The sequence below is a fragment of the Clostridium sp. genome, assembly GCF_050717545.1.
GTDB lineage: Bacteria > Bacillota > Clostridia > Clostridiales > Clostridiaceae > Clostridium_AD.
Window position 1 is genome coordinate 170,549 of the sequence record NZ_JBOITN010000017.1, and the last position, 25,820, is coordinate 196,368.

Here is a 25,820-nt window from a genome sequence, read left to right on the forward strand (position 1 = left end):
CTAATAATAATTTCAATGAGTAGCCCCTTTTTATAGTATTACTGTTTTAAATATATTTGAATCTTAATAAACTTATGTGTTGAAAGCACTAATTTTAAATAAATAAATGCTACTATCTTTTAAAGAAAGTAGCATTTATTTTAATCTATAATAATAGGGGATATTAAATAATCGCTGTTTGGATTTATATTACTATTTAGAAGGCTGTAAGCTCTTGTGGACTGAATGTCCAAACGCATAATGTCATTTAACTTTTTTGGAATTTTAGTGTAAAGTGGAATGCTGCTGTTAGATTTTATAGATTTTAGAATTGACTTCCCATTTGAGTTAAAACCTAAAATTCTAGCATAGGGACAAGGCATAGATCTTAATTTTTTAGTATTAAAGTTATCAAACCCTATAAAATATTGGCATAATATTCTACTTATTCTACTATAAGTGTAGCGCTTGCTTTTTATACCTTCAATTGCAGTAGAGTATCTGTTATTATTTTGCAAAGATTTAATAATTCTATTATCAAGGCCTTCAGACACATCTGGTAAATTTACTAAAGTGTTTTTGGAACAAGCCGATTTATATTTAATGTATGGAAACATAGAATCTTCAAATATAAATTTTTCATTTTTTGAGTACAACTTTTGAATTTCATATAACACAGAACTTGGAACGTAGGCCTCAAGTTCTGTCAAAGAACCATTATCTTTCAAAAACTTTCTTATGGCACTAGCACTTGAAAATTTATTGCCAAGTAGATTACTATCATAAGAGGCTCCTTCTCTTTTTAAAGTGTAGGGCGAGATAGAACTATTTAATTTAATTAGACTCTTGCAATACTCAATGCCAAGTATATTATTTGATGACTTTAAAAAATCACTTAATAATAAGTTTGATATGTTGGTGTCTGCATTTTTAAAATAATCAGAAAGGGCATTAGCTCTTGCTACAGGGTAGCCATTACCAGCATCCAGATAAGTTTTTAACAATGATTTAAATTGATGGGGCTCTTCATACAGTAGATTAGATATAGTAGATATATCATTAATATCTCCATGTTCGCTACCAAAGCAAATGTTATCTACTACTGCCAGACTATTTAAAAGACTCACAGCTCCGAATGAGAAAAATTCTGCTGAGGATATACTGTAAATAGATGGAAGTTCTATTACTAAATCTACACCATTATTTAATGCCATTCTAGTTTTTGTCCATTTGTCTATACTTGATGGAATTCCACGTTGAGCAAAATTTCCACTCATGACACAAATTAAGGCGTCGGAGTTTGTAATCTCTTTGGTTTTATTAATATGATATACATGACCGTTATGTAATGGATTATATTCAACAATTATTCCAGAAATGTTCATTAATTCACCTCGCGTAAGTTAATATTAATATGATAACATATAATAAGTATAAGCTAATAATTTATGTATAAAAAGACATTATTAAAAATACTTGATATTTTAAGTGAATATATTAGTAAATATACTTTGCGAATATTGTTAAAAATATATCTATAAATCTATTATATGCATAAAATAAATTATTGAAAGTAGATGTACCAAGGCATAAAGTGAAAAAGAATGAAAATTATGAATATATAGAATATATTATATACAAATCATTTTGATTTTTAAGTTGAAATGTGTAGGTGAATAGGTGTAATATAATAATATTGTATATTATTGATGATTATAAGTTAATAATAACTGAGAGGAGAAATAAGAATGACATTTATAGAGAAAATATGTAAAAAAGCACAAGCAGATAAAAAAAGAATAGTACTTCCAGAAGGTGAAGAGGAGAGAACTATAAGAGCTAGTGAGATCATCAAAAACAAATCATTGGCTGACGTAGTATTAATTGGGGATATAAGTGTAATTAAAGCAAAAGCAGTTAAATTCGGAGTTAACATTGAAGGTATAGAAATTGCAGACCCAAAAACTTCTGATAAAGCTGAAATTTATGCAAAAGAATTTTATGAATTAAGAAAAAAGAAAGGTATGACTATAGAGAAAGCAGCAGAGATAGTAAAAGATCCTGTATATTTTGCAACCATGATGCTTAAAATGGGAGAAGTCGATGGAATGGTTTCCGGAGCTGTGCATTATACTGGCGATTTACTTAGACCTGGAATGCAAATAATTAAAACAGCACCGGGAATGAAGATTGTTTCAAGTTTCTTTATAATTGAATTGCCTTACAATCATTTTGGAGAAAACGGACTACTTTTATTTGGAGATTCTGCTGTTAATATAAACCCTAATGCAGAAGAACTCGCAAATATAGCTATTAGTACTGCAGATAATGCAAAATCATTATGTGATTTTGAACCTAAGGTTGCATTGTTATCTTTTTCTACTAGAGGAAGTGCAAAACATGAATTTGTTGATAAAGTAGTGGAAGCTACTGAAATTGCAAGAGCTGCTAGACCAGATTTACAAATTGATGGCGAACTTCAGTTAGATGCTGCCATTGTATGTTCTGTAGCAAATCTAAAAGCGCCAGATAGTACTGTTGCCGGATATGCAAATGTTTTAATATTCCCAGATATACAATCAGGAAACATTGGATATAAATTAGTGCAAAGATTTGCTAAAGCAAAAGCTATTGGACCAATTTGCCAAGGATTTGCTAAACCTATTAATGATTTATCAAGAGGATGTAATGTAGAAGATATAGTTAGTGTTGTTGCAGTAACTGCTGTTCAAGCTCAAACTCGAGCATAATTTTGTATGAAAACATTTAGTATATAATAATTAGGGAGGCAAATTTATGAAAATATTAGTTATAAATTGTGGAAGTTCATCTCTTAAGTATCAGTTGATAGACATGGAAAATGAAAAATGTTTAGCCCTTGGACTTGTAGAAAGAATTGGAATAGAAGGATCAAAATTAACACAAAAAGTTAATGGAGAGAAATATATTATTGAAGAAGCAATGAAGGATCATACAGATGCTATTAGATTAGTAATTGGTGCTCTTGTAGATGCTCAGCATGGCGTTATTAAAGAATTATCAGAAATAGGAGCTGTAGGACATAGAGTAGTTCATGGTGGTGAAAAATATGCGCAATCAGTTGCAATTAATGATGAAGTAATGAAGATTTTAGAAGAATGTTCAAAACTAGCACCTCTTCACAACCCAGCTAACATAATTGGAATTAACGCTTGCAAAGAGCTTATGCCAAATGTACCAATGGTAGCTGTATTTGATACTTCATTTCACCAAACAATGCCAGAATGTGCATACATATACCCACTTCCATATGATCTTTATACTGATTATGGTGTTAGAAAATATGGATTCCACGGAACATCTCACAGATATGTTTCGGGTAAAGCAGCAGGGATGATGGGTAAGGACATAAAGGATTTAAAATTAATTACTTGTCACTTAGGAAATGGAGCAAGTACTGCTGCAATTCAAAATGGTAAATCAGTAGAAACAAGTATGGGTTTTACTCCGCTTGAAGGAATAGCTATGGGAACTAGATGTGGAAGTATTGATCCAGCTATAGTAACATATATTATGAAAGAAAAGAATCTAACTATTGAACAAGTAAATGATATGATGAATAAAGAATCTGGAGTGCTAGGAATATCAGGAGTAAGCAGTGATTTTAGGGATATAGAAGATGCTGCATGGAAAGATGGAAATCATAGGGCACAACTTGCACTTGATGTATTCTGTTATAAAGTTAAACAATTTATAGGTTCTTATGTTGCAGTAATGGGTGGAGTAGATGCAATTGTATTTACTGCAGGACTTGGTGAAAATTCTCCGGAAACTAGGGAGCAAATATGTAGTGGATTAGAGTTTTTTGGCGCAGTTATAGATAAAACTAAGAATAATACTCGCGGAAAAGACGCAGAAATCAGCACTGATGATTCAACAACTAAAATATTTGTTATACCAACAAACGAAGAATTAGTAATTGCAAGAGACACATTGGATTTAATATAATAAAATCATATAAGGATTTTGATAAATAATTCTTGACTTTTTACTTGATTGTTTATATAATAAACTGTGTTTGATGTAAGTAAAAAACAATTTAGTTAGGAGGGACGCAGAAGCTTTGCTCGAGCTGTATAATTTATTTATACAAGGTATAAAGATTTTTCTTTATACGAGAAAAAACTAAATTGAATTTAGTAATTCAGAGTGAATAGTATGTTAATAGATATTTCAGAATTATTTAGCAATAAAAAAACAAGAAAAAAAATTCAATTAGATTTAGAAAAAGAAAAATTTTTCTATGATAATGAATTTATAGGGTTTTCTAAGCCAGTTAAGTTAGATTTGCTTTTGAAGCCATATGGTGATGAAATAGATTTAACTGGGAGTATTGAGGCTGAACTATTACTTGCTTGTTCTAGGTGTCTTGAGACCTTTTCTTATTCAATACATATTGAATTAAATGAAAGACTATCGAAAACTCTAAAGAGTGAAGATGAGGATATTATTTTTATTGAAGATGATAGATTAGATCTAAATGAAATTGTGGAAAATAATATCATTTCTATTCTGCCTATAAAAAAACTTTGTAATAAAGATTGTAAAGGCTTATGCCATCAGTGTGGAATCAATTTAAATCATAGTTCATGTAAATGTGAATTTGATGATGTTGATCCAAGGTTGGCAAAATTAAAAAATTTGTTTTCAACTGATTAAGGAGGTGTTACAATGGGAAATCCTGCTAGAAAATTTTCAAAAGGTAGAAGAGATTCTCGAAGAGCGCAAACATTTAAACTTGGTTTACCAGGAATAGTTGAGTGCCCTCAGTGCCACGACATGAAGCTTGCTCACAGAGTATGTAAAAACTGTGGATATTACAAAAATAGAGAAGTAGTTGTTATGGAAGCAAAATAAGAAGAAAGTCGAAAGACTTTCTTTTTTATTTTCAGATAAAAATGTAATTATATTTAATTTTAGCATTTTAAATGATAGGAATAATTTGGCGATATGGTATATAATATAAAGGTAGATATAATATAAGTCTTTTGGTTTAAAGGCACATTTAAAGTGAGGTTTAAAATGGTAGTTGTTGTAGATGGTATGGGTGGAGATTTTTCCCCAAATGCTGTGGTTGAAGGATGCATTTCAGCAATAAAAGAATATGACGTAGATATATTAATAACTGGACCTGAGGATTTAATTCAAATGGAACTAAGAAAATATAACTATGACACAAGTAAAATTAAGATTGTTGATGCTAAGGAAGTTATCAGTACAAACGAACATCCAGTAATGGCAATTAAACGTAAAAAAGGATCAAGCTTGGTAAAAGCATTAAATCTTGTGAAAAGTGGTGAGGCAGATGCTATTATTTCAGCTGGAAGCACTGGAGCTTTTTTAGCTGGATGTACATTAATAGTAGGCAGAATAAAAGGTATAGATAGACCAGCATTAGCCCCAGTAGTTCCGGGTAAAAACGGGCCATTTATGATAATTGATTGTGGTGCAAATGCGGAATGTAAACCTCATTATTTAGTACAGTTTGGACTTATGGGGAAAACGTATTTTGAAAACATTTTAACGATGAATAATCCATCAGTTGGCCTTGTGAATATAGGTACTGAAGAAGAAAAAGGTAATGAACTTTCAAAGTCTGCTCATCAGTTATTGAAAGGGGCAAATTTAAATTTTGTAGGTAACGTAGAAGCTAGAGAAATTCCAACTGGTGATGTTAATGTCTTAGTTTGTGATGGTTTCACAGGCAATGTAATACTTAAATTATATGAAGGCACAGTTGCTACGATATTTGATTTGTTAAAAGCAGAAATAATGAAATCTTTCAAAACTAAAATTGGAGGGATTTTATTAAAACCTGTTTTTAGAAAGTTTAAAAAAGATTTTGATTATAAAGAATATGGTGGGGCTGCATTCCTTGGGGTAAACGGAATCTGCATAAAAGCCCATGGGAATTCAGATGCTAAAGCCTTTAAAAATGCAATTGGTCAGGCTACTATATTTTACGAAAATAAGGTGGTAGATAAATTAAAACTGGAAATAGAAAAATTATCTTAGGATGAAAAGAATATAAATGATAATTTCAAATAATTTTTATGTATAATTTAAAATAAAGGAGGTGAAAATATTATGTTTGAAAAAATTAGAGCATGCATTGCATCACAATTAAGCATAGATGAAGAAGAAATAAAAATGGAGTCATCTTTTATGAATAATTTAGGTGCTGATTCCCTTGATATAGTTGAATTGATTATGTCTTTAGAAGAGGAATACGATATAGAAATTCCTGATGAAGATGTTGAGAAAATTGTGACTGTTGGTGATATTGTTGAGTATATTAAAGCCCATTCTGAGGAATAACCTATGGCCCCGCATCACTGGGGGCATTGAGTTTCTTCAAGCTTATTTTTGAATTTACTATAGAAAATATTTTATATAAAAAGCTAAAGTAAATTGAATAATAAACTTGAATGACTTTTTTAAATGAAGAAAAATATGCAAATAAACTTCCGAAAAGGAGTAATAATTATGAAAAATGATATAAAATTACAGGACCTTGAGAAGGAACTTAAACTTAATTTTACTAATAAAGAGCTATTAAAGGTTGCAACAACACATAGTTCATATGCAAATCAGAAAAAAAGGGTTGAGTTTAATGAACGATTAGAGTTCCTTGGGGATTCTGTATTACAACTTATAATATCAGAATACCTATATTTAAGGTTTACGCAAAAGCCTGAGGGTTTCTTAACTAAAATCAGGTCTTTAATAGTTTGTGAAAATTCTTTATGCGAAATTGCAAGTGGATGGGACCTTGGAAAGTATATGAATATGAGTAAAGGTGAAGAAATTACTGGTGGTAGACATAGAGTTTCAATACTAGCTGATTGTGTTGAAGCAGTAATCGCAGCTGTATATTTGGACAAAGGGATAGATTATTCTAGGGCATTTATACTTGATAACTTTAAAGTTACAATTCAAAAAGCAATTAGTAATGAGATAGTATTAGATTATAAGACTAAACTTCAGGAAATTTTTCAGCAAAATGGAGAAGTTAATATTCGATATGAACTTGTAAAATTTGAAGGCCCACCACATAGAAGAGAGTTCTTTGTTAATTTAATAATAAATGATGTTATAAAAGGCTCAGGACATGGATTTAGTAAAAAGGAAGCAGAGCAGAATGCAGCAAAAGAAGTTATGCGTGGTCAGGAGGCTGTGCATGAGTAATCGACACTACATTATACCTATATTCGTTCCACATGAAGGCTGTCCACATGATTGTGTGTTTTGCAATCAAAATAGCATAACAGGTACATCATCAAAAGTTGATTCAGATTTTGTTACGAGAACCGTAAATGAATATTTAAAAACAATAAAGCAAGATGATGCTATTATTGAAGTGTCTTTTTTTGGAGGAACTTTTACTGCTATAAAAATGGAAAAACAGATAGAACTTTTAACTGTTGCAAAGAAGTTTAAGGATGATAATAAAATAAAGTTTATTAGGTTATCAACAAGGCCGGATTATATTGATGATAATATATTAATTAATTTAAAAAAATATTCTGTGGATATTATAGAACTAGGGGTACAATCATTGGATGATGAGGTGCTACTCAAATCAGGTAGAGGTCATACAGCAAAAGATGTAGAAAATGCTACAAAACTAATAAAGCAGTATGGTTTTATTCTAGGACATCAAATAATGATAGGATTACCAGGTGATAATGCAAATAAGGATATTGAAACGGCAAAAGGAGTTATTAATCTTAAACCGGATATATGTAGAATATATCCGGCGCTCGTAATTAAGGACACGCAAATGGAAAAAATGTATCTAGATAAGAAATTTTTACCTTATACATTAAGTCAAGCGGTAAATATAAGCAAGAGTATTTACATTATGATGGTTGCGAGAGAGATCAATGTGATTAGAATAGGGTTACAACCAACTGATGAGATTTCAGAAGGCCATGATTTGGTTGCAGGACCATTTCATCCTGCGTTTAGAGAACTTGTTGAGGGTAGCATATATAGTGATTTACTTTATGATGTTATTATTAAAAGTTTTGATCAAGAGTCTACATTAAATAAAGTAATTGTTACAATAAATCCAAAAGATATTTCCAAACTTTATGCTAATGGAAAAAGCTATTTTAATGAAATGAAAAAACAAATAGAGGCTATTAGAGTAGAGGTATTGCAAGATAAAGATGTAGAGCGAGGAAGCATTAGTATATGTATTGGTGAAAAATGCTTTATAAAAACTATATATGAATATTCATGCGTTAAATATAAACAAGGAGTTTAGTTTTTTTAGTAAATGTTTCTACAAATAAAGTATATATTACGTTGAAAGAACTGGAGTAATATATACTTTATTTGTATAAAAAAAGACGTACAAAAATAAAAATATGAGGTGAATTATGAAAAGGAAAACAAGAGATAAATATACAAAGGTAATGGTTTACGGTATAGTTATAATTTTCATTATAGGTTTCGTATTACCAGTATTATTCAGGTAAATATAGGAGAGTGTTGTAATGTTCTTAAAATCTATTGAAATAAGAGGATTTAAATCTTTTGCAGATAAAACAGAATTAACATTTAAGAAGGGCATTACGGCGGTAGTAGGACCTAATGGAAGCGGTAAAAGCAATATTTCTGATGCTGTTAGATGGGTACTTGGAGAACAAAGTGCACGAAGCCTTCGTGGGGACAAAATGGAGGACGTAATATTTGCAGGTACACAATTTAGAAAACCAGTTGGACTTGCTCAGGTTTCGCTTACTTTGGATAATAGTCAAAGTGAGCTGAATATTGATTATGCAAATGTGACGATATCAAGAAGATTGTATCGCTCTGGAGAAAGTGATTATTTAATAAACAATACATCCTGTAGATTAAAAGATGTTCAACAGTTATTTATGGATACCGGCATAGGGAAAGAAGGATACTCAATTATTGGTCAAGGCAAAATTGACGCTATTTTAAGTGGTAAAACTGAAGAAAGAAGAAAACTTTTTGAAGAGGCTGCAGGAATTGTTAAGTTTAAGACTAGAAAAGAAGAAGCGGAAAAGAGATTGGATAACACAGATCTAAATTTGGTTAGAATAGAAGACATTTTAAGCACTTATGAAGAAAGATTAGAGCCGTTAAAAAATGAAAGTGAAAAAGCAAAGAAATTTTTAAAACTTTTTGAAGAACTTAAGAGCAAAGAGGTTAGTATAATTATTGACTCTATTAATAAAGTTGAGTTAAAAATTAAAATATTAGAAAACGAATTTCATAAATTAAATGAAGAAGTTCTTAGTAATGAAGAAGAAAAAAAACAGTTAAAGCAAGATGTGCATGAGTACAGTAGTCAGTCTGAAAAGTTTGATGATAAAAGCCAACAAGAAAAGCAAATATATTATGATAATAAACTAATTTATCAAAACAGTGTTTCTCAAATTAATATCCTAAATGAACGAATAGGAAATTTAGAAAAAGACATAAATAAAACATCAAATGAGAGCGATAATGTTCATAAAAAAATATTAGAATTTAAAAAAAATTTAGAAATTGAAGACAAGACTTTGAATAACATAAAAAATACTAGAATTAAAATAGTAGAAAAAATTCAATCAGACGAAGTGAAAATCAAAACTATTAAGGGAAATATAGCTATTGAAAGTGATCAAGCGGAAATTTTTAAAAAGCAAGAGGAAAAAAATATATCTGAAACTATTAAAATAAGCAATAATTTATTAATTTTAAATAATAATATTGGTATATGTAAATCAAGAATAGGTTCGCTTAAAAATACCATAGAAAACTTCCAAAGCTCAATGGAAATTAATGCTAACGCAAAAATAACATTTATAGAGCGTATGAAGGAATTTAAAGAAATAATAATTGATTATGAAAAAAAACTTTGTGAAAATAAAAATGAAACTTTAAAGCTTCAAAACATTTTGAATTTTGATGAGAAAATTATGAAGGAATGTAATTTCAAAATCAATAAAACTGAAGCCAGTTTTAATGTTCTAAAAGCCTTAGAAAAAAAACATGAAGGTTATAATAAATCAGTAAAAAATTTAATGTTGCACGTAAATGAAGGTAAGGTTTGCAATATTCATGAATGTTTTGTACTTGGAGAAAATATAAAGGTTGAAAAACAATTAGAGATAGCAGTGGAGATTGCACTAGGTGGCAGTATATCCCATATAATAACTAAAGATGAAATAGTTGCAAAAACGTTAATAAATTATTTGAAGGCAAACAACTTAGGGCGTGCAACATTTTTACCGCTTAATATTATTAAGGGCAAAAAGCTTGTTATTGATAATCAAACTAAAAACATAAGTGGATTTGTTGGGATTGCTAGTGAGTTAATAGGGTATGATGAAAAGTTCAGTGAAGTTGTAGCATTCATTCTAGGGAGAACAATTATATGTAATGATATGGACTCGGCTCTTAAAATATCTAAGCGTAATAATTTTAGATATAAAATCGTAACGCTCGCAGGAGAGGTTATAAATGTTGGAGGGTCTCTTACTGGTGGAAGTATCTATTCTAAGACTTCAAATATAATTGGTAGAAAAAGGCAAATACAAGAACTAGCTAAAAATTTAGATACTTTAAAAAATGAATCATTTATTAATTTAGAAAAAATAAAACAAAGTAAATCTAAAATTTTAAAGTTAAATGAAGAAAATTTAAATTTAAAGGATGAAATTCATCTGGAAAACATTGAAGTTACAAAGGTAGAAGCTAAAATAAATACAATAGAAGATGAAACAGATAAATTGAAAAACAATATTATGAATTCAGAGACTGAAAAAAATTCTCAGGAAATCGAACTTAAACAAATAAATAAAGAAATTAATGAAAATAACAACTCTATTGCCCAGATGAGTATTTTAAAAGAAGGAATAGAGAAAAATTTGGAGAATGTTGATTTTAAATTAAAAGATAAATTAGCTGAAATTGAAAACATAAAAGAATTAATTATTGATTCTAAGATAAAAAAAGCTCAAATTGATGAAACAATGAACAATAAATTTTCCGGAATTCAAAGACTAAAAGTTGAAATACAAGTAGATAATAAAAAAATAATAGTATTTTCTAATGAGATAGAACAAGCAAAACAAAATAAAAAAGCAAGTCAAGAATCTATCCAAAATTCTCAAGTGAAAGTATCTGAAATAAATACTACATTAGAGAAGATGGAAAAAAACTTTGAAGATAATGAAGTAGAAAGAATTAAAATTAAAGAGCATATAAGAATAGGTGTTTATCGATTAGATAATGTTTCTTTAATGCTTGAAAAAGTGGAGAAGGAACAACATAAATGTGAATTATCCCTTGCTAAGATTGTTATGGAAAAGGATGGTTACTACCGAAAATTGAATGATGATTTTGAGTTAACATATGCAGAGGCGTTACAATTTAAAATCGAAATAGAAGATATCCATAGCCTTAAAGAAGAGATAGTTCAGCTAAAAACTGCAATATCAATTCTTGGCAAAATTAACGTAAGTGCTATTGAAGAGTACAAAGAAGTTAAAGAAAAATTTGTATTTATGGATGCTCAAAAAGAAGATTTGGTGCTTGCTAAAAATGAATTATTAACTGTAATAGATGAAATGACGGCTAATATGAAAAAGATATTTGCTGAAAATTTTGTTATATTAAGGCACAACTTTAATGAAACTTTTATAGAACTATTTCAAGGTGGAAGTGCAGATTTAATACTTACAGATGGAGATGAACTCACAGCAAAAATTGATATTAACGTGCAACCACCAGGTAAGAAACTTCAAAATATAAATTTAATGTCTGGAGGAGAAAAAGTTTTATCTGCAATTGCTCTATTATTTGCTATATTAAAGATGAAGCCAACACCATTTTGTATTTTGGATGAAATAGAGGCGGCTTTAGACGATGCAAATGTAGTAAGATATGCAGAGTTCTTAAAAAGATTTTCAGATAATGTTCAGTTTATTATAATAACGCACAGAAAAGGAACTATGGAGGCAGGCGACGTAATGTACGGAGTTACCATGGAGGAAAAGGGAGTGTCAAAAATAGTATCTGTGGATTTCAAAAAATAAAATAGTATATTATAATGGTTTTGCGCTAAAGAGCGCCCAAAGGAGGATTAAGATGTTTGGAGGATTTTTTGATAAATTAAAAGATGGACTAACAAAAACTAGAAACAATATTACTCAGAAGGTTAGCGGAGTATTAAACTTAGCCTTAGTGATTGATGATGATTTATATGAAGAATTAGAAGAAATATTAATTACATCAGATATAGGTGTAGATACTTCTATTTATATCATTGAAAGACTTCGAAAAAAGGTGAAAGAATATAAAATAAAAGAACCAACACAAATTATACCTTGTTTGAAAGAAGTTTTAATGGAGATATTAGATCAAGATGAAAACCTAAATGATAATGAATTGCTTCCAAGAGTGATTTTGGTGATTGGGGTTAATGGAGTTGGGAAAACTACTTCTATTGGTAAAATGGCATCAATTTTAAAAGAAAACAAAAATAAAGTGCTCATTGCCGCAGCAGATACATTTAGAGCGGCAGCAATTGATCAATTGGAGATATGGAGCAGTAGGGCAGGTGTAGGACTAATAAAACATCAAGAGGGCTCTGATCCAGCCGCTGTAGTTTTTGATGCTGTTCAAGCCGCGAAGGCAAGAAAAATTGATGTGTTAATTTGTGATACGGCTGGTAGACTTCATAACAAGAAAAATCTTATGGATGAACTTGCAAAAATTAACAGAGTGATTAACCGAGAATATAGTGAGGCACATTTAGAAACTTTGCTAGTAATTGATGCTACAACAGGTCAAAATGGTATACAACAAGCAAAACAATTTATGGAGACATGTCCAATTGACGGTATAATATTAACAAAATTAGATGGTACAGCTAAGGGCGGAGTTGTAATATCCATAAAAAGACAATTAAATATACCAGTTAAATATATAGGAGTCGGTGAAGCTATAGAAGATCTGCAAGAGTTTAACTCAAAAGATTTTGTGGAAGCATTATTTTAAAATTGAAAGTTTTATCCTGTTTTGATAAAAAAAACAGCTGTTAAGTAAAACTACTTGACACCATACATAAATTCTGATAATATATGATTTGTGAGTCGGTGATTATATGGAAGAAAAGGAAATGGAAAAAAGATTTGAGATTTCTTTATTATTAGATTTCTATGGTGAATTGCTTACACAAAAGCAAAAAAACATAATGGACTTGTATTTTAATAATGATTTGTCATTATCAGAAATAGCAGAAATAAATAATACCAGTAGGCAAGCTATTCATGATGCCATTAAAAGATCTGATAACATACTTTTGGTATATGAGGAAAAATTAAAATTATTAAGTAAAGATCATATACTTAAAAAAAACCTACAAAATATTGTATTGAAATTAAATGATTTGCAGACTACTATAAAAGATAAAGAAATGAATCAAATTATATGTGACATAAAAAAACAAGTTATTGAAAATATTTAGGAGGTTTATTATGGCTTTTGAAGGATTATCCTCTAAGTTACAGGATACCATAAAAAAATTAAAAGGTAAGGGTAAGCTTTCTGAAAAAGATATTAAAGATGCTATGAGAGAAGTAAAATTAGCATTACTTGAAGCTGATGTTAATTATAAGGTAGTTAAAGATTTTGTAAAAAATGTTAGTGAGAAATGTTTAGGTAATGGCGTAATGCAAAGTCTTACACCAGGTCAACAGGTTATAAAGATTGTTAATGATGAACTTACAAGTTTAATGGGTAATTCAGAAAGTAAGTTGGAGTTTTCAATAAATGGGTTAACAGTTATAATGCTTGTGGGACTTCAAGGTGCTGGTAAAACTACGATGGGTGGCAAACTTGCTCTTTCTATGAAAAGAAAAAATAAAAAACCGCTATTGGTTGCTTGTGATGTATATAGGCCAGCAGCAATTAAACAATTGCAGGTAGTTGGAAAACAAATAGATGTTCCAGTATTTACAATGGGAGATAAGGTTAGTCCTGTAGATATAGCAAAAGCAGCAATAGCATTTTCTAAAGAAAATGGTAATAATGTAATTATAATAGATACAGCTGGAAGGCTTCATATAGATGAAAATCTAATGAATGAACTACAAGATATAAAATTAGCTGTAAGTCCAAGCGAAATATTGTTAGTTGTAGATTCCATGACAGGTCAAGACGCAGTTAATGTAGCAGAAAGCTTTAATTCACAGCTTGATATAACTGGAGTTGTACTTACAAAACTTGATGGAGATACAAGAGGTGGAGCAGCATTATCTATCAAAGCAATAACTGGAAAATCTATAAAATTTGTTGGATCTGGAGAAAAAATGAGTGATTTGGAAGTTTTCTACCCGGATAGAATGGCATCAAGGATACTCGGTATGGGTGATGTACTTTCATTAATTGAAAAAGCACAACAGTCTTTTGATGAAAGTGAAGCAAAAGAACTTGGAAGTAGAATGCTTTCCAAAGAATTTAATCTAGAGGATTATTTAGCAATGATGCAACAAATGAAAAAACTTGGACCATTGAATAAATTAGTTGAAATGATGCCGGGTGTTAATAAGAAACAATTGCAGGGTGTAGATCTTTCTCAAGGTGAAAAAGAAATGGGAAAAGTTGAAGCTATTATAAACTCAATGACAATATCTGAAAGAAGCCATCCCAGCTTAATTAGTAGTTCGTCTTCTAGAAAAAAGAGAGTTGCTAATGGGTCAGGCACTTTAGTACAACAAGTAAATAAGGTGTTAAAAGATTTTGAGATGGCAAAGAAATTTATGAAGCAAGCAAAAGGACTCCAAAAACCTGGTAAAAAAGGTATGTTTGGTAAAATGCCTTTTTAATAATATAACATGCAAAAAAAATAAATTTAAGGAGGTGATATACATGGCAGTTAAAATAAGATTAAAAAGAATGGGTGCTAAACATGCTCCATTTTATAGAGTAGTAGTAGCAGATTCAAGATCTCCTAGAGATGGTAGATTTATTGAAGAAATAGGATACTACAATCCAACAACAGAGCCAACTACTATTAAAATAGATGTTGAAAAAGCAACTAAATGGATGAAGAATGGTGCACAACCATCTGATACAGTTAAAAGGTTACTTAACAAAATAGCAGTCAACTAGAAAAGTTTGTAAGTAATGAATGGAGGAGTTTTCCATGAAACAGTTACTTGAAGTATTGGCAAAGTATTTAGTTGATAAACCAGAGATGGTAGTAGTAAATGAAGTAGCACATGAACATATGGTAGTTCTTGAATTATCAGTGGCACATGGTGATATGGGTAAGGTTATAGGAAAACAAGGTCGAATTGCGAAAGCTATTCGAACTGTTGTAAAGGCAGCTGCTGTTAAAGAAAATAAAAAAGTGGTTGTTGAAATAAAGTAAGAGTTAGGTTCAACCTAACTCTTATTTTAATTAAATTTTAAATTTGTAGATTTAGTAAAGTAATTATGGAAGGAGGATTTTAGATGGAAGAATTTATGAGTGTAGGTAAAATAGGTAAAACACATGGATTAAAGGGTGAAGTTAAAGTTTTTTCATTAACTGATGATCTTGAAAGATTCAAAACATTAAAAAATGTTTATATTGATGGACAGCTAAGAAAAGTTGAGGGTTGTAAACTTCAACATGATAGAGGAATACTCAAGATCGAGGGTATAGACAGTATAGAACAGGCCGAATTATATAGGAATAAGTTTTTGATGGTTAAAAGAGAAGATGCGGTTGAATTGCCAGAGGATAGTTACTATGTAGCGGATTTAATTGATTGCGTAGTTTATGATAATACTGGAGTTGAACTTGGGAAAGTATTTGATGTTCTTCATACACCAGGTAACGATGTATATTGGGTTAAGGGTAATAATAAAGAAGAAGAAGTACTTATTCCTGTGCTTAAGGATATTGTAGTTAGTATAGATATTACTAATCGCAAGATAATAATTAAGCCAGTTAAAGAATGGCAAGAATGAAAATAGACATACTAACTTTATTTCCTGAAATGTTTGATGTTTTCAATTATAGTATGATTGGAAAAGCTATGGAGAAAAATATACTGGATATTTCATCACATAATATTCGTGATTATACTACAAATAAACATAAAAAAGTAGATGATTACCCTTATGGTGGTGGTGCTGGTATGGTTATGCAAGCGCAACCGTTAGTTGACTCCATTAAGGATATTAAACTTCATAATGCTGGAAAAGTTATATTTTTGGGACCACGAGGCAAGACTTTTACTCAAGATATGGCAAAAAAGCTATGTGGTGAAAAAGAATTAATATTTGTATGTGGTCATTATGAAGGCATCGATGAGAGAACTTATGATTATATAGATTTGGAAATTTCCTTAGGGGACTATGTTTTGACGGGCGGAGAAATGGCATGTATTCCGATAGTTGATAGTATTTGTAGGTTGGTTCCTGGAGTATTATCATGTTCTGAGAGTTTTACAGAAGAATCTTTTTATGATGGAGTACTTGAGTATCCTCATTATACTAGGCCAGAGTGTTTTGAGGACGTAAATGTTCCAGAGGTACTGATTTCTGGACATCATGAAAACATACGGAAATGGAGAAGACTTCAGTCTCTACTAATAACTAAACAAAAGAGACCAGATTTGTTTGAAAGCCTTAAGCTTACTTTAGAAGATAAAAGACTATTAAAAAATGGAAATGTAAAATAGTATTAAGCTTAAATTTTCAATTAATGTTTAGAATATCTACATACATAAGGATAAAGTTGTTTTTATGTTGATATATATACATTTTTATGGTATAGTGGAGTTTGTGCTAGTACGGACGGTCCTCTGTCATGGTTTAATGATCAAGAACGTCACAATAAAATTTAGGAGGGAATGCACATGTTAGATATTATAAGATCAATAGAAGCAGAACAAATCAGAACTGACTTACCAGTTTTTAATGTAGGTGATACTGTTAAGGTTCACATTAAAATTAGTGAAGGTAACAAGGAGAGAGTCCAAGTATTCGAAGGAACCGTTTTAAAAAGACAACACGGTGGTTCAAGAGAAACTTTCACAGTAAGAAGAGTAGCATCTGGTGTTGGTGTTGAAAAAACATTCCCAGTTAATGCTCCAGTAATAGATAAAATCGAAGTTGTAAGACTCGGTAAAGTTAGAAGGGCTAAACTATTCTACTTAAGAGATAGAGTTGGTAAGTCTGCTAAGGTTAAAGAAAGAATGAGATAAAATTGGGGCTGAAAAGTCCCTTTTTACTTTTACTAATTATTAACTTGGATATAGAGATTTTTTTAATTTTTAAGAGGTGTTATATTGAAAGGCAAAATTTTTGAATTAGTAAAGTCTATAGCAATTTCACTTTTGATTGCTGTATTTATTATAAATTTTATATTTCAAATAGTGGTGGTAAATGGCGAGTCTATGATGCCAACACTTCAAAATAATGATAAACTAATACTAGAAAAGTTATCAAAACAGATAGTAGCTACTAAAAGAAATGATATTGTAGTAATAAAGTATCCTGCTGACACTCGCCAAAGATTAATAAAAAGAGTTATAGCAGTTGCTGGAGATACGGTTAAAATTAGCGATAATAGAATGTACATAAATGGAAAAATTGTTAATGAATTTTATAAAAATGAAATATTTATGAAAGACTATGATGAAACTATGGTACCTGCAGATTCAATTTTTGTTTTAGGAGATAATAGAAATTTCAGTAAAGATAGCAGAAGTCGCGACATAGGGTTTGTAAAACTCAATCTTTTGGAAGGAAAAGCAGTTATAAGGCTTTATCCATTCAATAAAATGGGGAGGATTAGATAGTATGGCAATGACGATAAATTGGTTTCCAGGTCATATGGCTAAGACAAGAAGACAAATTCAAGAGAGTTTAAAACTTGTTGATGCTGTAATAGAAATTAGAGATGCAAGAATAGTTAAATCAAGTGCGAATCCACAAATTGATGAAATATGTAAGGATAAGCCTAGAGTAATATTACTCAATAAGAGTGATTTAGCAGAAGATAAAGTGACTAAACAATGGATAGAAAAACTTACAACTGATACTGTAAGGCCACTAGCTGTGAGTTGTATTACAGGTCAAGGGTTAAAAGGTATAAAAATCACACTTGATGAGTTATTGAAAACAAAACACGATAGGCAAAGGAAAAAAGGGTTAGTGAATATTGTTACGAGAGTTATGGTAGTTGGTATTCCTAATGTAGGTAAATCTTCTTTTATAAATAAATTAGGAAAAAATAACATTACTAAAACTGGAGATAGACCAGGAGTTACTAAAAGCAAGCAATGGGTAAGAACTAGTCTAGGAATAGAACTAATGGATACTCCAGGTGTATTATGGCCTAGGTTTGAAGATGAGACAGTAGGACTTAATTTGGCATTTACAGGTGCTGTAAAAGATGAAGTTATAGATATTGAGGAATTAGCACTTAGATTAGTTGAAAGACTTCAAATTAATAATGGACAAAGGCTTATGGAAAGATATAAACTAACAGAGATTATGGAGAATCCTTTAGATAATTTAGATAATATAGCTAAAATAAGGGGATCTGTAATTTCTAAGGGTAATATTGACTATAATAGAGTCGCAGTTATGCTTTTAGACGAATTTAGAGGTGGAAAATTAGGACCTATATCATTAGAAAGAGTTGAAATATAGGCAATTCTAAAATTTCATAAGAAAATTATTACAAGAACAAGAAAATTTTATTTAAAGGTATATAGGACATCTTAGTAATTTTTAAGATGTCCTATTATTATAATTAAGCGAGAGTAAGGAGTAAATATTATGAAATTAGATGTTGATTTTTCAGTGATGAGTTATAAAGAAATAAAAGAATATTTATTAAATATAGAAAGTACTGAAAACGTTTTTAATGATGACGATAAAAGAAGTTTATCCAATATGTTATTGTTAGACAATAGAAAAACTATTCACAAATTAGGTAGCAGAATTTCTAAAACACTAGAGCTAAAAGTAAAGGAGATTCAAAGGGTAAGAAAAATGTATGAGTTTGACAGAAGTTTTGGTAGTTATAAATATGTAGCTGGAGTAGATGAGGTTGGTAGAGGACCATTAGCTGGACCAATAGTTGCGGCGGCAGTAGTACTAGATTTGGATTTAATTACAGATAAAGATTTAATATTAAGAGCAAACGATTCTAAAAAATTATCAATAGCTTGCAGAAAAGAACTATCTTATATTATTAAAGAAAAAGCCTTAGCTTATAAAATTATTGCTATTGATAATAAACAGATAGATGAAAAGGGTATTGTTTGGTGCAACAATCAAGTATTTCTAGAATGCTGCGCGGGGCTTACTATTAAACCAGATTTAGTTTTATCTGATGGTTATAAAATAAAAAAATATTTAGGTTTAAATGAATCCGTAATAAAGGGAGACACATTAAGTATAAGCATAGCGTGTGCCTCTATTATTGCAAAAGTATATAGGGATGAGCTTATGGTACAATATCATAATGAATATCCTAGCTATGGGTTCGATAGGAACGTTGGTTATGGAACGCAGGAGCATGTGCTTGCAATAAAAGAACACGGAATGATACCAATACATAGAAAAAGTTTTTTGAAAAATATTTTAGGTGAAAATATTAATAAGTAATACTGCAGCTCCGCAGGAGATGATTTAATGATGATAGGATTAAGCCCTGCTGTGGATGTATGTAAGCTATTAATTGAAAGGGGTGCTAGTGTTACTGCATTCGATCTTATAGTAACCACTGAGTATGATTTTAAGGCTAAAACTCAAGGAGATTTAAAATATAATCTTAAGTATTGGAGGATATAATCTAAAAAATCATATTTAAAAGTAATTTTACGTAAGTAAAAATCAATAAAAATAAGAACTGTATTGAAATAATCCAATACAGTTCTTATTTATCATTATTTAGGTGGCATTACAGTTGCGGTGCCCTTAAGAACAACAACTCCATCTTGATTAGTGCATGTTGTACTCAATTTCATTATATTTTTTTCTTCCTTTTTTTCTATAACTTCAACTTCAGCTTTTATTGTATCACCGAATCTAACTGGTGCTGTAAATTTAAGTTCTTGTCCTAAATAAATTGTGCCTGGTCCAGGTAATTTCGTACCTAGTACTGCTGATACAAAACCTGCAGTAAGCATACCATGTGCGATTCTACCTTTAAACATTGTTGTTTGTGCTTCTCGTTCATTTATGTGAGCGGGATTTAAATCTCCAGTTATACCTGCATAAAGATATACATCAGATTCGCTTATAGTTTTTTCAAAACAATCCTTATCTCCGATATTTAGTTCTTTCATTGTTAAACCTTTCATTAATAATTCCTCCCTTATTTTCTATAAATTACACTACTCCCATTGATGCAAATATAATACATATTATTGTAGCTATAAGTGGGATAACAACTGTACACATTCCTATATCTATATAAGATTGTTTATGAGTCATACCTGTTATACCAAGTAGGGTTATTACGGCTCCATTATGTGGAAGTGTATCAAGTCCACCACATGCCATTGCTGCTATTCTATGGAGCACTTGTGGACTAATTCCCAGTACTTGGGCCTTTTGCATATAAGTTTTACCTAATATTCCAAGCGCAATACTCATGCCGCCTGATGCTGAACCAGTTATACCTGCAAGAATACTAGTAGATGCAGCTAAGGAAACAAGAGGTGATCCTGGTATAGCAAGAATACCAGCTTGAAGTATAGCAAATCCACCCAGTGTTTTAATTACATTACCATAACCAACTTCTGATGCAGTATTTGCAATTGCAAGGAGTGAACCGATAGCACCTTTATTAACTGTATTGGTAACATCCTGAATGTTTTTCCAAAATAAAATCAAACTAGCAACTATGGCAACGACTAATGCTGAAATTAAACTCCATATACCTTGTACGCTTGAAATTTTAATTCCTCCGAAATTCTTTAAGTAATCTCCATTCATTGTAGCAAACACATATTTACCTAATAAATAGTTAACCACTAGTACTAAAATTATTGGGGTTATAGCAAGTGCAAACTTAGGTAATTTAGATAAATCAACTTCTTTGATTACTTCTTCTGCATGATCGCCATAACCTTCTCCTGTAGCCATAGCTTTTTTCGTTCTATGCGTAAGCCATAACATACCGCCTCCAAACATTACAGCAGCTCCTATAAGTCCTATGATTGGAGCTGCATATGCATTTGTTCCAAAGAAAGGCATTGGAATAGCATTTTGTATTTGAGGTGTTCCTGGTAAAGCTGTCATAGTAAATGTAAATGCACCAAGAGCAATAGATGCAGGTAAAAATCTTTTTGGAATACCTGCTTCTTTAAATAATGCTGCTGCAATAGGATATACCGCAAATGCAACTACAAATAGTGAAACTCCGCCATATGTTAATATTGCACAAGATAAAACTACTGCAAGTATTGCTTTATCTTTTCCTAGTTTACTGCTAATGGCATAAGCTATAGATTTTGCTGCTCCTGAATCATCCATTATTTTACCAAAGATTGCACCCAATAAGAATACTGGGAAATAGGCTTTAGCATATGCTGCAAAATTAACCATGAAAACTTCAGTGTAGTTAGCTAAAACATGACTCTGTCCTGTTTGAAATAAAACGGCGAGTATTGCTAAAACTGGAGCTAAAATAAGAACTGAAATGCCTTTGTAGGCTAAATACATTAAAAGTCCTAAAGAAATAATAATACCAATAAGTCCTAACATGATAAGTCCTCCCTTTAATTTAAATTATTTTTAGAAATTTACGAAGTCGAATTATAATTTAATTCCCATTGGTTTTTCACCAAATATTCTTTCATCCATTAAAGTTAAAGTTTCTGAAATTATTGGTTTAAAATCCATATGAGCTAAAATATCCTTTTTAAGGTCAATTCCTGGGGCAATTTCTACTAAAGTAACGCCTTCTTTAGTTAATCTAAAAACTGCTCTTTCTGTAATGTATAAGACTGGCTGTGACACATCTACGGCATATTCACCACTGAAGGTAACTTGCTCAACATTTTTAATGAATTTATTTAATTTGCCTTCTCTTATTATTTTTAACTTATTATCTAGAATTTCTATACTTAATCCACTTGCTGTAAAAGTTCCACAGAAAATAACTTTTTTAGAATTTTGAGTTATATTAATAAAACCACCACAACCTGCAATTTTAGGGCCGAATTTACTAACATTAATGTTTCCTTTTACGTCGCATTGAGCAAGGCCAAGGAATGCTATATCAAGACCGCCTCCATCATAAAAATCAAATTGATTACTTTGATCTATTATGCTTTCAGGATTTATTGAAGCTCCGAAGCTTAGACCACCTGCAGGAATTCCACCTATTGGACCTGATTCCAAAGTAACTTTCAGTTCACTACCAATACCTTCTTCATTTGCTACCATAGATATTCCCTCGGGAACTCCTATTCCTAGATTAGTAATAGCATTTGGGATAAGTTCCATTGCAGCTCTTCTAGAAATTATTTTTCTCTCATTTAATTTCAAACCCTGGAGATCACTTAAAGCCATTTTTATTTCACCATTATAAGAAGGGTTGTATTGCTCAGCATAAGTTTGCATATGATTTTCTGGTTTTGAAATTACTATTGCATCAACAAGTATTCCTGGAATTTTTACTTTTCTTGGATCTAGAGAACCATTGGCAACTATTTTTTCAACCTGAAGAATTACAATTCCTCCAGAATTTTTAGCTGCTTGCGCCATAGATAACCCATCCAATGTTACGGCTTCTTTTTCCATAGTGGCATTTCCACTTTCATCAGCATATGTTGCGCGAATAAGTGCCACATTAATAGGAAAAGCTTTATAAAATAAGTATTCTTTATTATCAATTTCAATAATCTTAACTATATCTTCTTTGGTGCAAGAGTTTAATCTACCGCCATCAATTCTAGGATCTACAAAAGTTTTTAAACCAACATGAGTTATAGTTCCGGGTTTTCCTGCGGCAATGTCTCTATAAAGATGAGATATAACACCTTGAGGAAGATTGTAGGCCTGAATTTTATTTTCGATAGCGAGTTTTACAAGTTTAGGAGCAAGTCCCCAATGACCGCCTATTACCTTTGAAACTAAACCTTCCTCTCCAAGGTGGTTTAAACCTTTTAGCTTTGAATCACCTTGCCCTGCGGCATATATTAAAGTTAAATTATTTGGGGCACCTTTTTCAAGAAAACACTCGCTAATTTTTATTGTTAATTCTTCTGGGTGGCCACAACCGATAAATCCTCCAACAGCAATAGTATCACCATTTTTGATTAAAGAAATTGCTTCGTCACTAGACATAATCTTTTTCACTTTTTTCTACCTCCTTCTTTTATTATAGTATTAGTCAAACTCCTTACAATTATTAGTTAAGCTATTCAAAATTATAATTAGCAATTGTTGTGCCAATAAAATTATTAAAAAAATTTGAATTACACAGAATTTTTAGGTGTTTAATATAGAATTTTTATCATTAGTCGTAAAACATGTACTGTAAATAGAACATGTTCAATGTAAACCTTATCACATTGTTCAGAATAACGAACATTATTTTTTGATTCTATCAATACTGTTCTAGTAAATGAACGATTCAATGATAGAAATGCTGTATATTAGTAATTATTCATTACACAACTCCCATAGATCCAAATATAATACATACAATTGTTGCTTTGAACGGAATAACAACTGTACACATTCCTATATCTAAGTAAGATTGTTTATGATTCATACCGGTTATACCTGCAAGAATACTAGTAGATGCAGCTAATGAAACAAGAGGGGAGCCTGGTATCGCAAGGATGCCAGCTTGAAGTATAGCAAAACCTCCTAATGTTTTAATAACATTTCCATAATCAACTTCAGAAGAAGTATTTGCAATTGCAAGGAGTGAACCGATTGCTCCTTTATTAACTGTATTAGTTACGCTTTCGAGATTTTTCCAAAATAAAATTAAACTAGCAATCTTTTTGGAATATTTCGCACAAAACAGATTTATATTGTAATTTATTAATTAAATATTGAAAATTGTATAATAAATTAGAAACTACGTACGTTAAATGGGACACATTTCATGTAATCATTATCATTTTTAAAAACACTTATTGGGGAATATTATATTTTTTGATTTTTTCATATAAGCTAGTTCTTCCAATTTTTAAGATTTTTGCTGTTTTAGTTTTATTTCCATCTGTTGATTGAAGCGCATCCATAATAGCTTGCTTTTCTGCTTCAAAGATAGTTTCTTCAAGACTTTTAATGATTTTATTTGTTTTTATTCCAGTAATTCCACTAGGTAAATCAACTGGATAAATAATATTGCTGTTCTCCATTAGATTAATAGCTCGTTCTAATATATTTTCGAGTTCACGAATATTACCTTCCCAAGAATAATTTTTTAGAAAAAATTCTGAATCCTTTGAGACACCAATAACTTTTTTGTTTAAGTCCTTAGAGATTTTGTTAATAAGGTGATTTGCAATTAGTAATATATCATCTCTGCGCTCTCGAAGAGCAGGAATGAGAATAGTTACTACATTTAATCTATAATAAAGATCCTGCCTAAAGTTACCTTTATGCATAGATTTTTCAAGATTTTTATTTGTTGCGGCTATTATACGAATGTCAACCTTTTTACTTCCTATAGCGCCAATTTTGTCAACCTCTTTTTCTTGAATAGCTCTTAAAAGCTTTACTTGCATATGAAGGGGCATATCGCCGATTTCATCTAAAAATATTGTTCCTCCATCTGCTTGTTCGAATTTTCCTGCTTTACCTTCTTTTTTAGCGCCTGTAAATGCACCACCCTCATAACCGAAAAGCTCAGATTCTAATAAGTCGGATGGTATAGCACCACAATTAACTTTTACAAAAGGTGCATACATTCGATCACTGGCTAGGTGTATTGCATGAGCAAATAATTCCTTTCCGGTACCGCTCTCACCAAGTATAAGTACGTTAGAATGAGTTTGAGCGGCTTTCCGTGCAACAGCTTTAGCTATATGAATTTCCGCGCTTGTTCCTATAATATCATCAAAGGAGTAACTTGCAGTATTAAGTTCTTTAAAATGAGTTTTATAGGTTTCAATTTCCTTTTTCATGTTTTTAATTTTACTATAAAGATTATTTAATTCTTTAACATTTCTAAATAAGACTTTACCAATTGCACCAAGTATCTCACCATTTTTAATTATAGGTATTCTACTTGCAATCATGTAACTTCCATTTATTTGTTGCAATTGGGCAGTTTCAATTTCACCTGTTTGTGCAACTATGTGCATTCTTGTATTTACGATAACATCTGTAACTAGTCTTCCAATAGCATTTTCCTGTGAGATACCTATAAAGTCACAATATGATTTGCTAATCATAGTTATAATTGCGTTTTTATCTACAATCACAATACCATCATAAGCATTATCTACAACTGTTTTTAATATTTCTATAGCGTCTTCTTCGAAATCCATTATAAAACCAGCTCCCTAATATATAGTGCGTCTAAAGATTAATTTAATACTAATATATTAGTTTATTTTTAGATTTTTTAAAAGTAGTTTCTGCATTATTTATATACTTTTTTAATAATTATTAAATAATTATATAATAAAAAGCGATTTTGATGTAAAAATACATCAAAATCGCTTCAAATAAAATTATTTATCTCTTAATGTATTTATTTGAGCTATCATTTCTGGAATAACTTTTAAGAAATCTCCAGCTACTGCTACATCAGCAGCTTTCATGATAGGTGCGGTTGCATCTGTATTTAT

Annotated in this window: 26 protein-coding genes and 1 pseudogene; 21 read left to right on the forward strand and 6 right to left on the reverse strand. The window is 30.7% G+C overall.

Features of this window, described 5'->3' with window-relative positions; translation table 11 throughout:
• Positions 1 to 140 precede the first annotated feature (140 nt).
• On the reverse strand, positions 141 to 1,364 hold the full coding sequence (locus tag ACREVX_RS04045) for a nucleotidyltransferase (RefSeq protein WP_431542882.1): 1,224 nt from the start codon (positions 1,362 to 1,364) through the stop codon (positions 141 to 143).
• Between the two features lie 363 nt (positions 1,365 to 1,727).
• Between ACREVX_RS04045 and pta the strand changes: the two genes are divergently transcribed.
• From pta to ACREVX_RS04150, 21 genes are all read left to right on the forward strand, one after another.
• Complete coding sequence (pta, locus tag ACREVX_RS04050; protein WP_431542883.1) at positions 1,728 to 2,729, forward strand: phosphate acetyltransferase; 1,002 nt, start codon at positions 1,728 to 1,730, stop codon at positions 2,727 to 2,729.
• Between the two features lie 46 nt (positions 2,730 to 2,775).
• Positions 2,776 to 3,966, forward strand: a complete 1,191-nt coding sequence (locus tag ACREVX_RS04055; protein ID WP_431542884.1) for an acetate/propionate family kinase — start codon at positions 2,776 to 2,778, stop codon at positions 3,964 to 3,966.
• Between the two features lie 210 nt (positions 3,967 to 4,176).
• Positions 4,177 to 4,677, forward strand: a complete 501-nt coding sequence (locus tag ACREVX_RS04060) for a YceD family protein (protein WP_431542885.1) — start codon at positions 4,177 to 4,179, stop codon at positions 4,675 to 4,677.
• Between the two features lie 12 nt (positions 4,678 to 4,689).
• A complete protein-coding gene (gene rpmF, locus ACREVX_RS04065) occupies positions 4,690 to 4,875 on the forward strand; it encodes a 50S ribosomal protein L32 (protein WP_216305459.1) in 186 nt (61 codons plus the stop codon).
• A gap of 165 nt (positions 4,876 to 5,040) precedes the next feature.
• Positions 5,041 to 6,033, forward strand: a complete 993-nt coding sequence (plsX, locus tag ACREVX_RS04070; RefSeq protein ID WP_431542886.1) for a phosphate acyltransferase PlsX — start codon at positions 5,041 to 5,043, stop codon at positions 6,031 to 6,033.
• 69 nt (positions 6,034 to 6,102) lie between these two features.
• Complete coding sequence (gene acpP / locus ACREVX_RS04075) at positions 6,103 to 6,336, forward strand: acyl carrier protein (RefSeq protein ID WP_431542908.1); 234 nt, start codon at positions 6,103 to 6,105, stop codon at positions 6,334 to 6,336.
• A gap of 168 nt (positions 6,337 to 6,504) precedes the next feature.
• Entirely contained in the window at positions 6,505 to 7,206 is a 702-nt protein-coding gene (gene rnc / locus ACREVX_RS04080) for a ribonuclease III (RefSeq protein WP_431542887.1), read from the forward strand.
• Complete coding sequence (locus ACREVX_RS04085; protein ID WP_431542888.1) at positions 7,199 to 8,290, forward strand: elongator complex protein 3; 1,092 nt, start codon at positions 7,199 to 7,201, stop codon at positions 8,288 to 8,290. The genes rnc and ACREVX_RS04085 overlap by 8 nt, the downstream gene beginning before the upstream one ends.
• Before the next feature lie 232 nt (positions 8,291 to 8,522).
• Positions 8,523 to 12,077, forward strand: coding sequence for a chromosome segregation protein SMC (gene smc / locus ACREVX_RS04090; protein WP_431542889.1), 3,555 nt, complete (start codon positions 8,523 to 8,525; stop codon positions 12,075 to 12,077).
• A 52-nt stretch (positions 12,078 to 12,129) separates the two neighbouring features.
• Positions 12,130 to 13,041 (forward strand): signal recognition particle-docking protein FtsY, encoded by a 912-nt coding sequence (gene ftsY / locus ACREVX_RS04095; RefSeq protein WP_431542890.1) that lies wholly within the window; start codon positions 12,130 to 12,132, stop codon positions 13,039 to 13,041.
• A gap of 121 nt (positions 13,042 to 13,162) precedes the next feature.
• Positions 13,163 to 13,510, forward strand: coding sequence for a putative DNA-binding protein (locus tag ACREVX_RS04100; RefSeq protein WP_431542891.1), 348 nt, complete (start codon positions 13,163 to 13,165; stop codon positions 13,508 to 13,510).
• Between the two features lie 10 nt (positions 13,511 to 13,520).
• Positions 13,521 to 14,870, forward strand: a complete 1,350-nt coding sequence (gene ffh, locus ACREVX_RS04105; protein WP_431542892.1) for a signal recognition particle protein — start codon at positions 13,521 to 13,523, stop codon at positions 14,868 to 14,870.
• Positions 14,871 to 14,913: 43 nt separating this feature from the next.
• A complete protein-coding gene (gene rpsP, locus ACREVX_RS04110) occupies positions 14,914 to 15,156 on the forward strand; it encodes a 30S ribosomal protein S16 (protein ID WP_431542893.1) in 243 nt (80 codons plus the stop codon).
• Positions 15,157 to 15,190: 34 nt separating this feature from the next.
• Positions 15,191 to 15,418 (forward strand): KH domain-containing protein, encoded by a 228-nt coding sequence (locus tag ACREVX_RS04115; RefSeq protein ID WP_431542894.1) that lies wholly within the window; start codon positions 15,191 to 15,193, stop codon positions 15,416 to 15,418.
• 83 nt (positions 15,419 to 15,501) lie between these two features.
• Entirely contained in the window at positions 15,502 to 16,002 is a 501-nt protein-coding gene (rimM, locus tag ACREVX_RS04120) for a ribosome maturation factor RimM (protein WP_431542895.1), read from the forward strand.
• Entirely contained in the window at positions 15,999 to 16,718 is a 720-nt protein-coding gene (trmD, locus tag ACREVX_RS04125) for a tRNA (guanosine(37)-N1)-methyltransferase TrmD (protein ID WP_431542909.1), read from the forward strand. Before rimM ends, trmD begins: the two co-directional genes overlap by 4 nt.
• A gap of 177 nt (positions 16,719 to 16,895) precedes the next feature.
• A complete protein-coding gene (gene rplS / locus ACREVX_RS04130) occupies positions 16,896 to 17,243 on the forward strand; it encodes a 50S ribosomal protein L19 (protein ID WP_431542910.1) in 348 nt (115 codons plus the stop codon).
• An 84-nt stretch (positions 17,244 to 17,327) separates the two neighbouring features.
• Positions 17,328 to 17,840: a signal peptidase I gene (gene lepB, locus ACREVX_RS04135; protein WP_431542896.1), complete on the forward strand. Its 513-nt coding sequence runs from the start codon at positions 17,328 to 17,330 to the stop codon at positions 17,838 to 17,840.
• Between the two features lie 7 nt (positions 17,841 to 17,847).
• Positions 17,848 to 18,696 (forward strand): ribosome biogenesis GTPase YlqF, encoded by an 849-nt coding sequence (gene ylqF / locus ACREVX_RS04140; protein WP_431542911.1) that lies wholly within the window; start codon positions 17,848 to 17,850, stop codon positions 18,694 to 18,696.
• 129 nt (positions 18,697 to 18,825) lie between these two features.
• A complete protein-coding gene (rnhB, locus tag ACREVX_RS04145) occupies positions 18,826 to 19,659 on the forward strand; it encodes a ribonuclease HII (RefSeq protein WP_431542897.1) in 834 nt (277 codons plus the stop codon).
• 27 nt (positions 19,660 to 19,686) lie between these two features.
• The gene (locus ACREVX_RS04150) at positions 19,687 to 19,845 is read left to right on the forward strand and encodes a hypothetical protein (RefSeq protein ID WP_431542898.1); all 159 of its coding nucleotides are present in this window, start codon (positions 19,687 to 19,689) and stop codon (positions 19,843 to 19,845) included.
• Between the two features lie 95 nt (positions 19,846 to 19,940).
• On the opposite strand, the gene ACREVX_RS04155 is transcribed toward ACREVX_RS04150, so the two are convergent.
• The 5 genes and pseudogenes from ACREVX_RS04155 to ACREVX_RS04175 all read right to left on the reverse strand — a co-directional run.
• Complete coding sequence (locus tag ACREVX_RS04155) at positions 19,941 to 20,357, reverse strand: MaoC family dehydratase (RefSeq protein ID WP_431542899.1); 417 nt, start codon at positions 20,355 to 20,357, stop codon at positions 19,941 to 19,943.
• A gap of 28 nt (positions 20,358 to 20,385) precedes the next feature.
• Positions 20,386 to 21,765, reverse strand: coding sequence for a GntP family permease (locus tag ACREVX_RS04160; protein ID WP_431542900.1), 1,380 nt, complete (start codon positions 21,763 to 21,765; stop codon positions 20,386 to 20,388).
• A gap of 51 nt (positions 21,766 to 21,816) precedes the next feature.
• The gene (locus ACREVX_RS04165; RefSeq protein WP_431542912.1) at positions 21,817 to 23,352 is read right to left on the reverse strand and encodes an acyl CoA:acetate/3-ketoacid CoA transferase; all 1,536 of its coding nucleotides are present in this window, start codon (positions 23,350 to 23,352) and stop codon (positions 21,817 to 21,819) included.
• Positions 23,353 to 24,152: 800 nt separating this feature from the next.
• Positions 24,153 to 25,517, reverse strand: a complete 1,365-nt coding sequence (locus ACREVX_RS04170) for a sigma-54 interaction domain-containing protein (RefSeq protein ID WP_431542901.1) — start codon at positions 25,515 to 25,517, stop codon at positions 24,153 to 24,155.
• 186 nt (positions 25,518 to 25,703) lie between these two features.
• Positions 25,704 to 25,820: pseudogene (locus ACREVX_RS04175) on the reverse strand (electron transfer flavoprotein subunit alpha); the annotation flags it as partial.

Excerpts from the sequence above, each read along its gene's own strand:
- ACREVX_RS04115 (WP_431542894.1), top strand. The coding sequence starts at position 15,191 with ATGAAACAGTTACTTGAAGTATTGGCAAAGTATTTAGTTGATAAACCA.
- rnhB (WP_431542897.1), top strand. The coding sequence starts at position 18,826 with ATGAAATTAGATGTTGATTTTTCAGTGATGAGTTATAAAGAAATAAAA.
- ACREVX_RS04170 (WP_431542901.1), bottom strand. The coding sequence starts at position 25,517 with ATGGATTTCGAAGAAGACGCTATAGAAATATTAAAAACAGTTGTAGAT.
- trmD (WP_431542909.1), top strand. The coding sequence starts at position 15,999 with ATGAAAATAGACATACTAACTTTATTTCCTGAAATGTTTGATGTTTTC.
- ACREVX_RS04100 (WP_431542891.1), top strand. The coding sequence starts at position 13,163 with ATGGAAAAAAGATTTGAGATTTCTTTATTATTAGATTTCTATGGTGAA.
- ACREVX_RS04165 (WP_431542912.1), bottom strand. The coding sequence starts at position 23,352 with ATGTCTAGTGACGAAGCAATTTCTTTAATCAAAAATGGTGATACTATT.
- ACREVX_RS04150 (WP_431542898.1), top strand. The coding sequence starts at position 19,687 with ATGATGATAGGATTAAGCCCTGCTGTGGATGTATGTAAGCTATTAATT.
- smc (WP_431542889.1), top strand. The coding sequence starts at position 8,523 with ATGTTCTTAAAATCTATTGAAATAAGAGGATTTAAATCTTTTGCAGAT.
- rpsP (WP_431542893.1), top strand. The coding sequence starts at position 14,914 with ATGGCAGTTAAAATAAGATTAAAAAGAATGGGTGCTAAACATGCTCCA.
- ACREVX_RS04060 (WP_431542885.1), top strand. The coding sequence starts at position 4,177 with ATGTTAATAGATATTTCAGAATTATTTAGCAATAAAAAAACAAGAAAA.
- ACREVX_RS04045 (WP_431542882.1), bottom strand. The coding sequence starts at position 1,364 with ATGAACATTTCTGGAATAATTGTTGAATATAATCCATTACATAACGGT.
- rimM (WP_431542895.1), top strand. The coding sequence starts at position 15,502 with ATGGAAGAATTTATGAGTGTAGGTAAAATAGGTAAAACACATGGATTA.
- rnc (WP_431542887.1), top strand. The coding sequence starts at position 6,505 with ATGAAAAATGATATAAAATTACAGGACCTTGAGAAGGAACTTAAACTT.
- ACREVX_RS04085 (WP_431542888.1), top strand. The coding sequence starts at position 7,199 with ATGAGTAATCGACACTACATTATACCTATATTCGTTCCACATGAAGGC.
- plsX (WP_431542886.1), top strand. The coding sequence starts at position 5,041 with ATGGTAGTTGTTGTAGATGGTATGGGTGGAGATTTTTCCCCAAATGCT.
- ylqF (WP_431542911.1), top strand. The coding sequence starts at position 17,848 with ATGACGATAAATTGGTTTCCAGGTCATATGGCTAAGACAAGAAGACAA.
- ACREVX_RS04155 (WP_431542899.1), bottom strand. The coding sequence starts at position 20,357 with ATGAAAGGTTTAACAATGAAAGAACTAAATATCGGAGATAAGGATTGT.
- ACREVX_RS04160 (WP_431542900.1), bottom strand. The coding sequence starts at position 21,765 with ATGTTAGGACTTATTGGTATTATTATTTCTTTAGGACTTTTAATGTAT.
- rpmF (WP_216305459.1), top strand. The coding sequence starts at position 4,690 with ATGGGAAATCCTGCTAGAAAATTTTCAAAAGGTAGAAGAGATTCTCGA.
- pta (WP_431542883.1), top strand. The coding sequence starts at position 1,728 with ATGACATTTATAGAGAAAATATGTAAAAAAGCACAAGCAGATAAAAAA.
- rplS (WP_431542910.1), top strand. The coding sequence starts at position 16,896 with ATGTTAGATATTATAAGATCAATAGAAGCAGAACAAATCAGAACTGAC.
- ACREVX_RS04055 (WP_431542884.1), top strand. The coding sequence starts at position 2,776 with ATGAAAATATTAGTTATAAATTGTGGAAGTTCATCTCTTAAGTATCAG.
- ftsY (WP_431542890.1), top strand. The coding sequence starts at position 12,130 with ATGTTTGGAGGATTTTTTGATAAATTAAAAGATGGACTAACAAAAACT.
- ffh (WP_431542892.1), top strand. The coding sequence starts at position 13,521 with ATGGCTTTTGAAGGATTATCCTCTAAGTTACAGGATACCATAAAAAAA.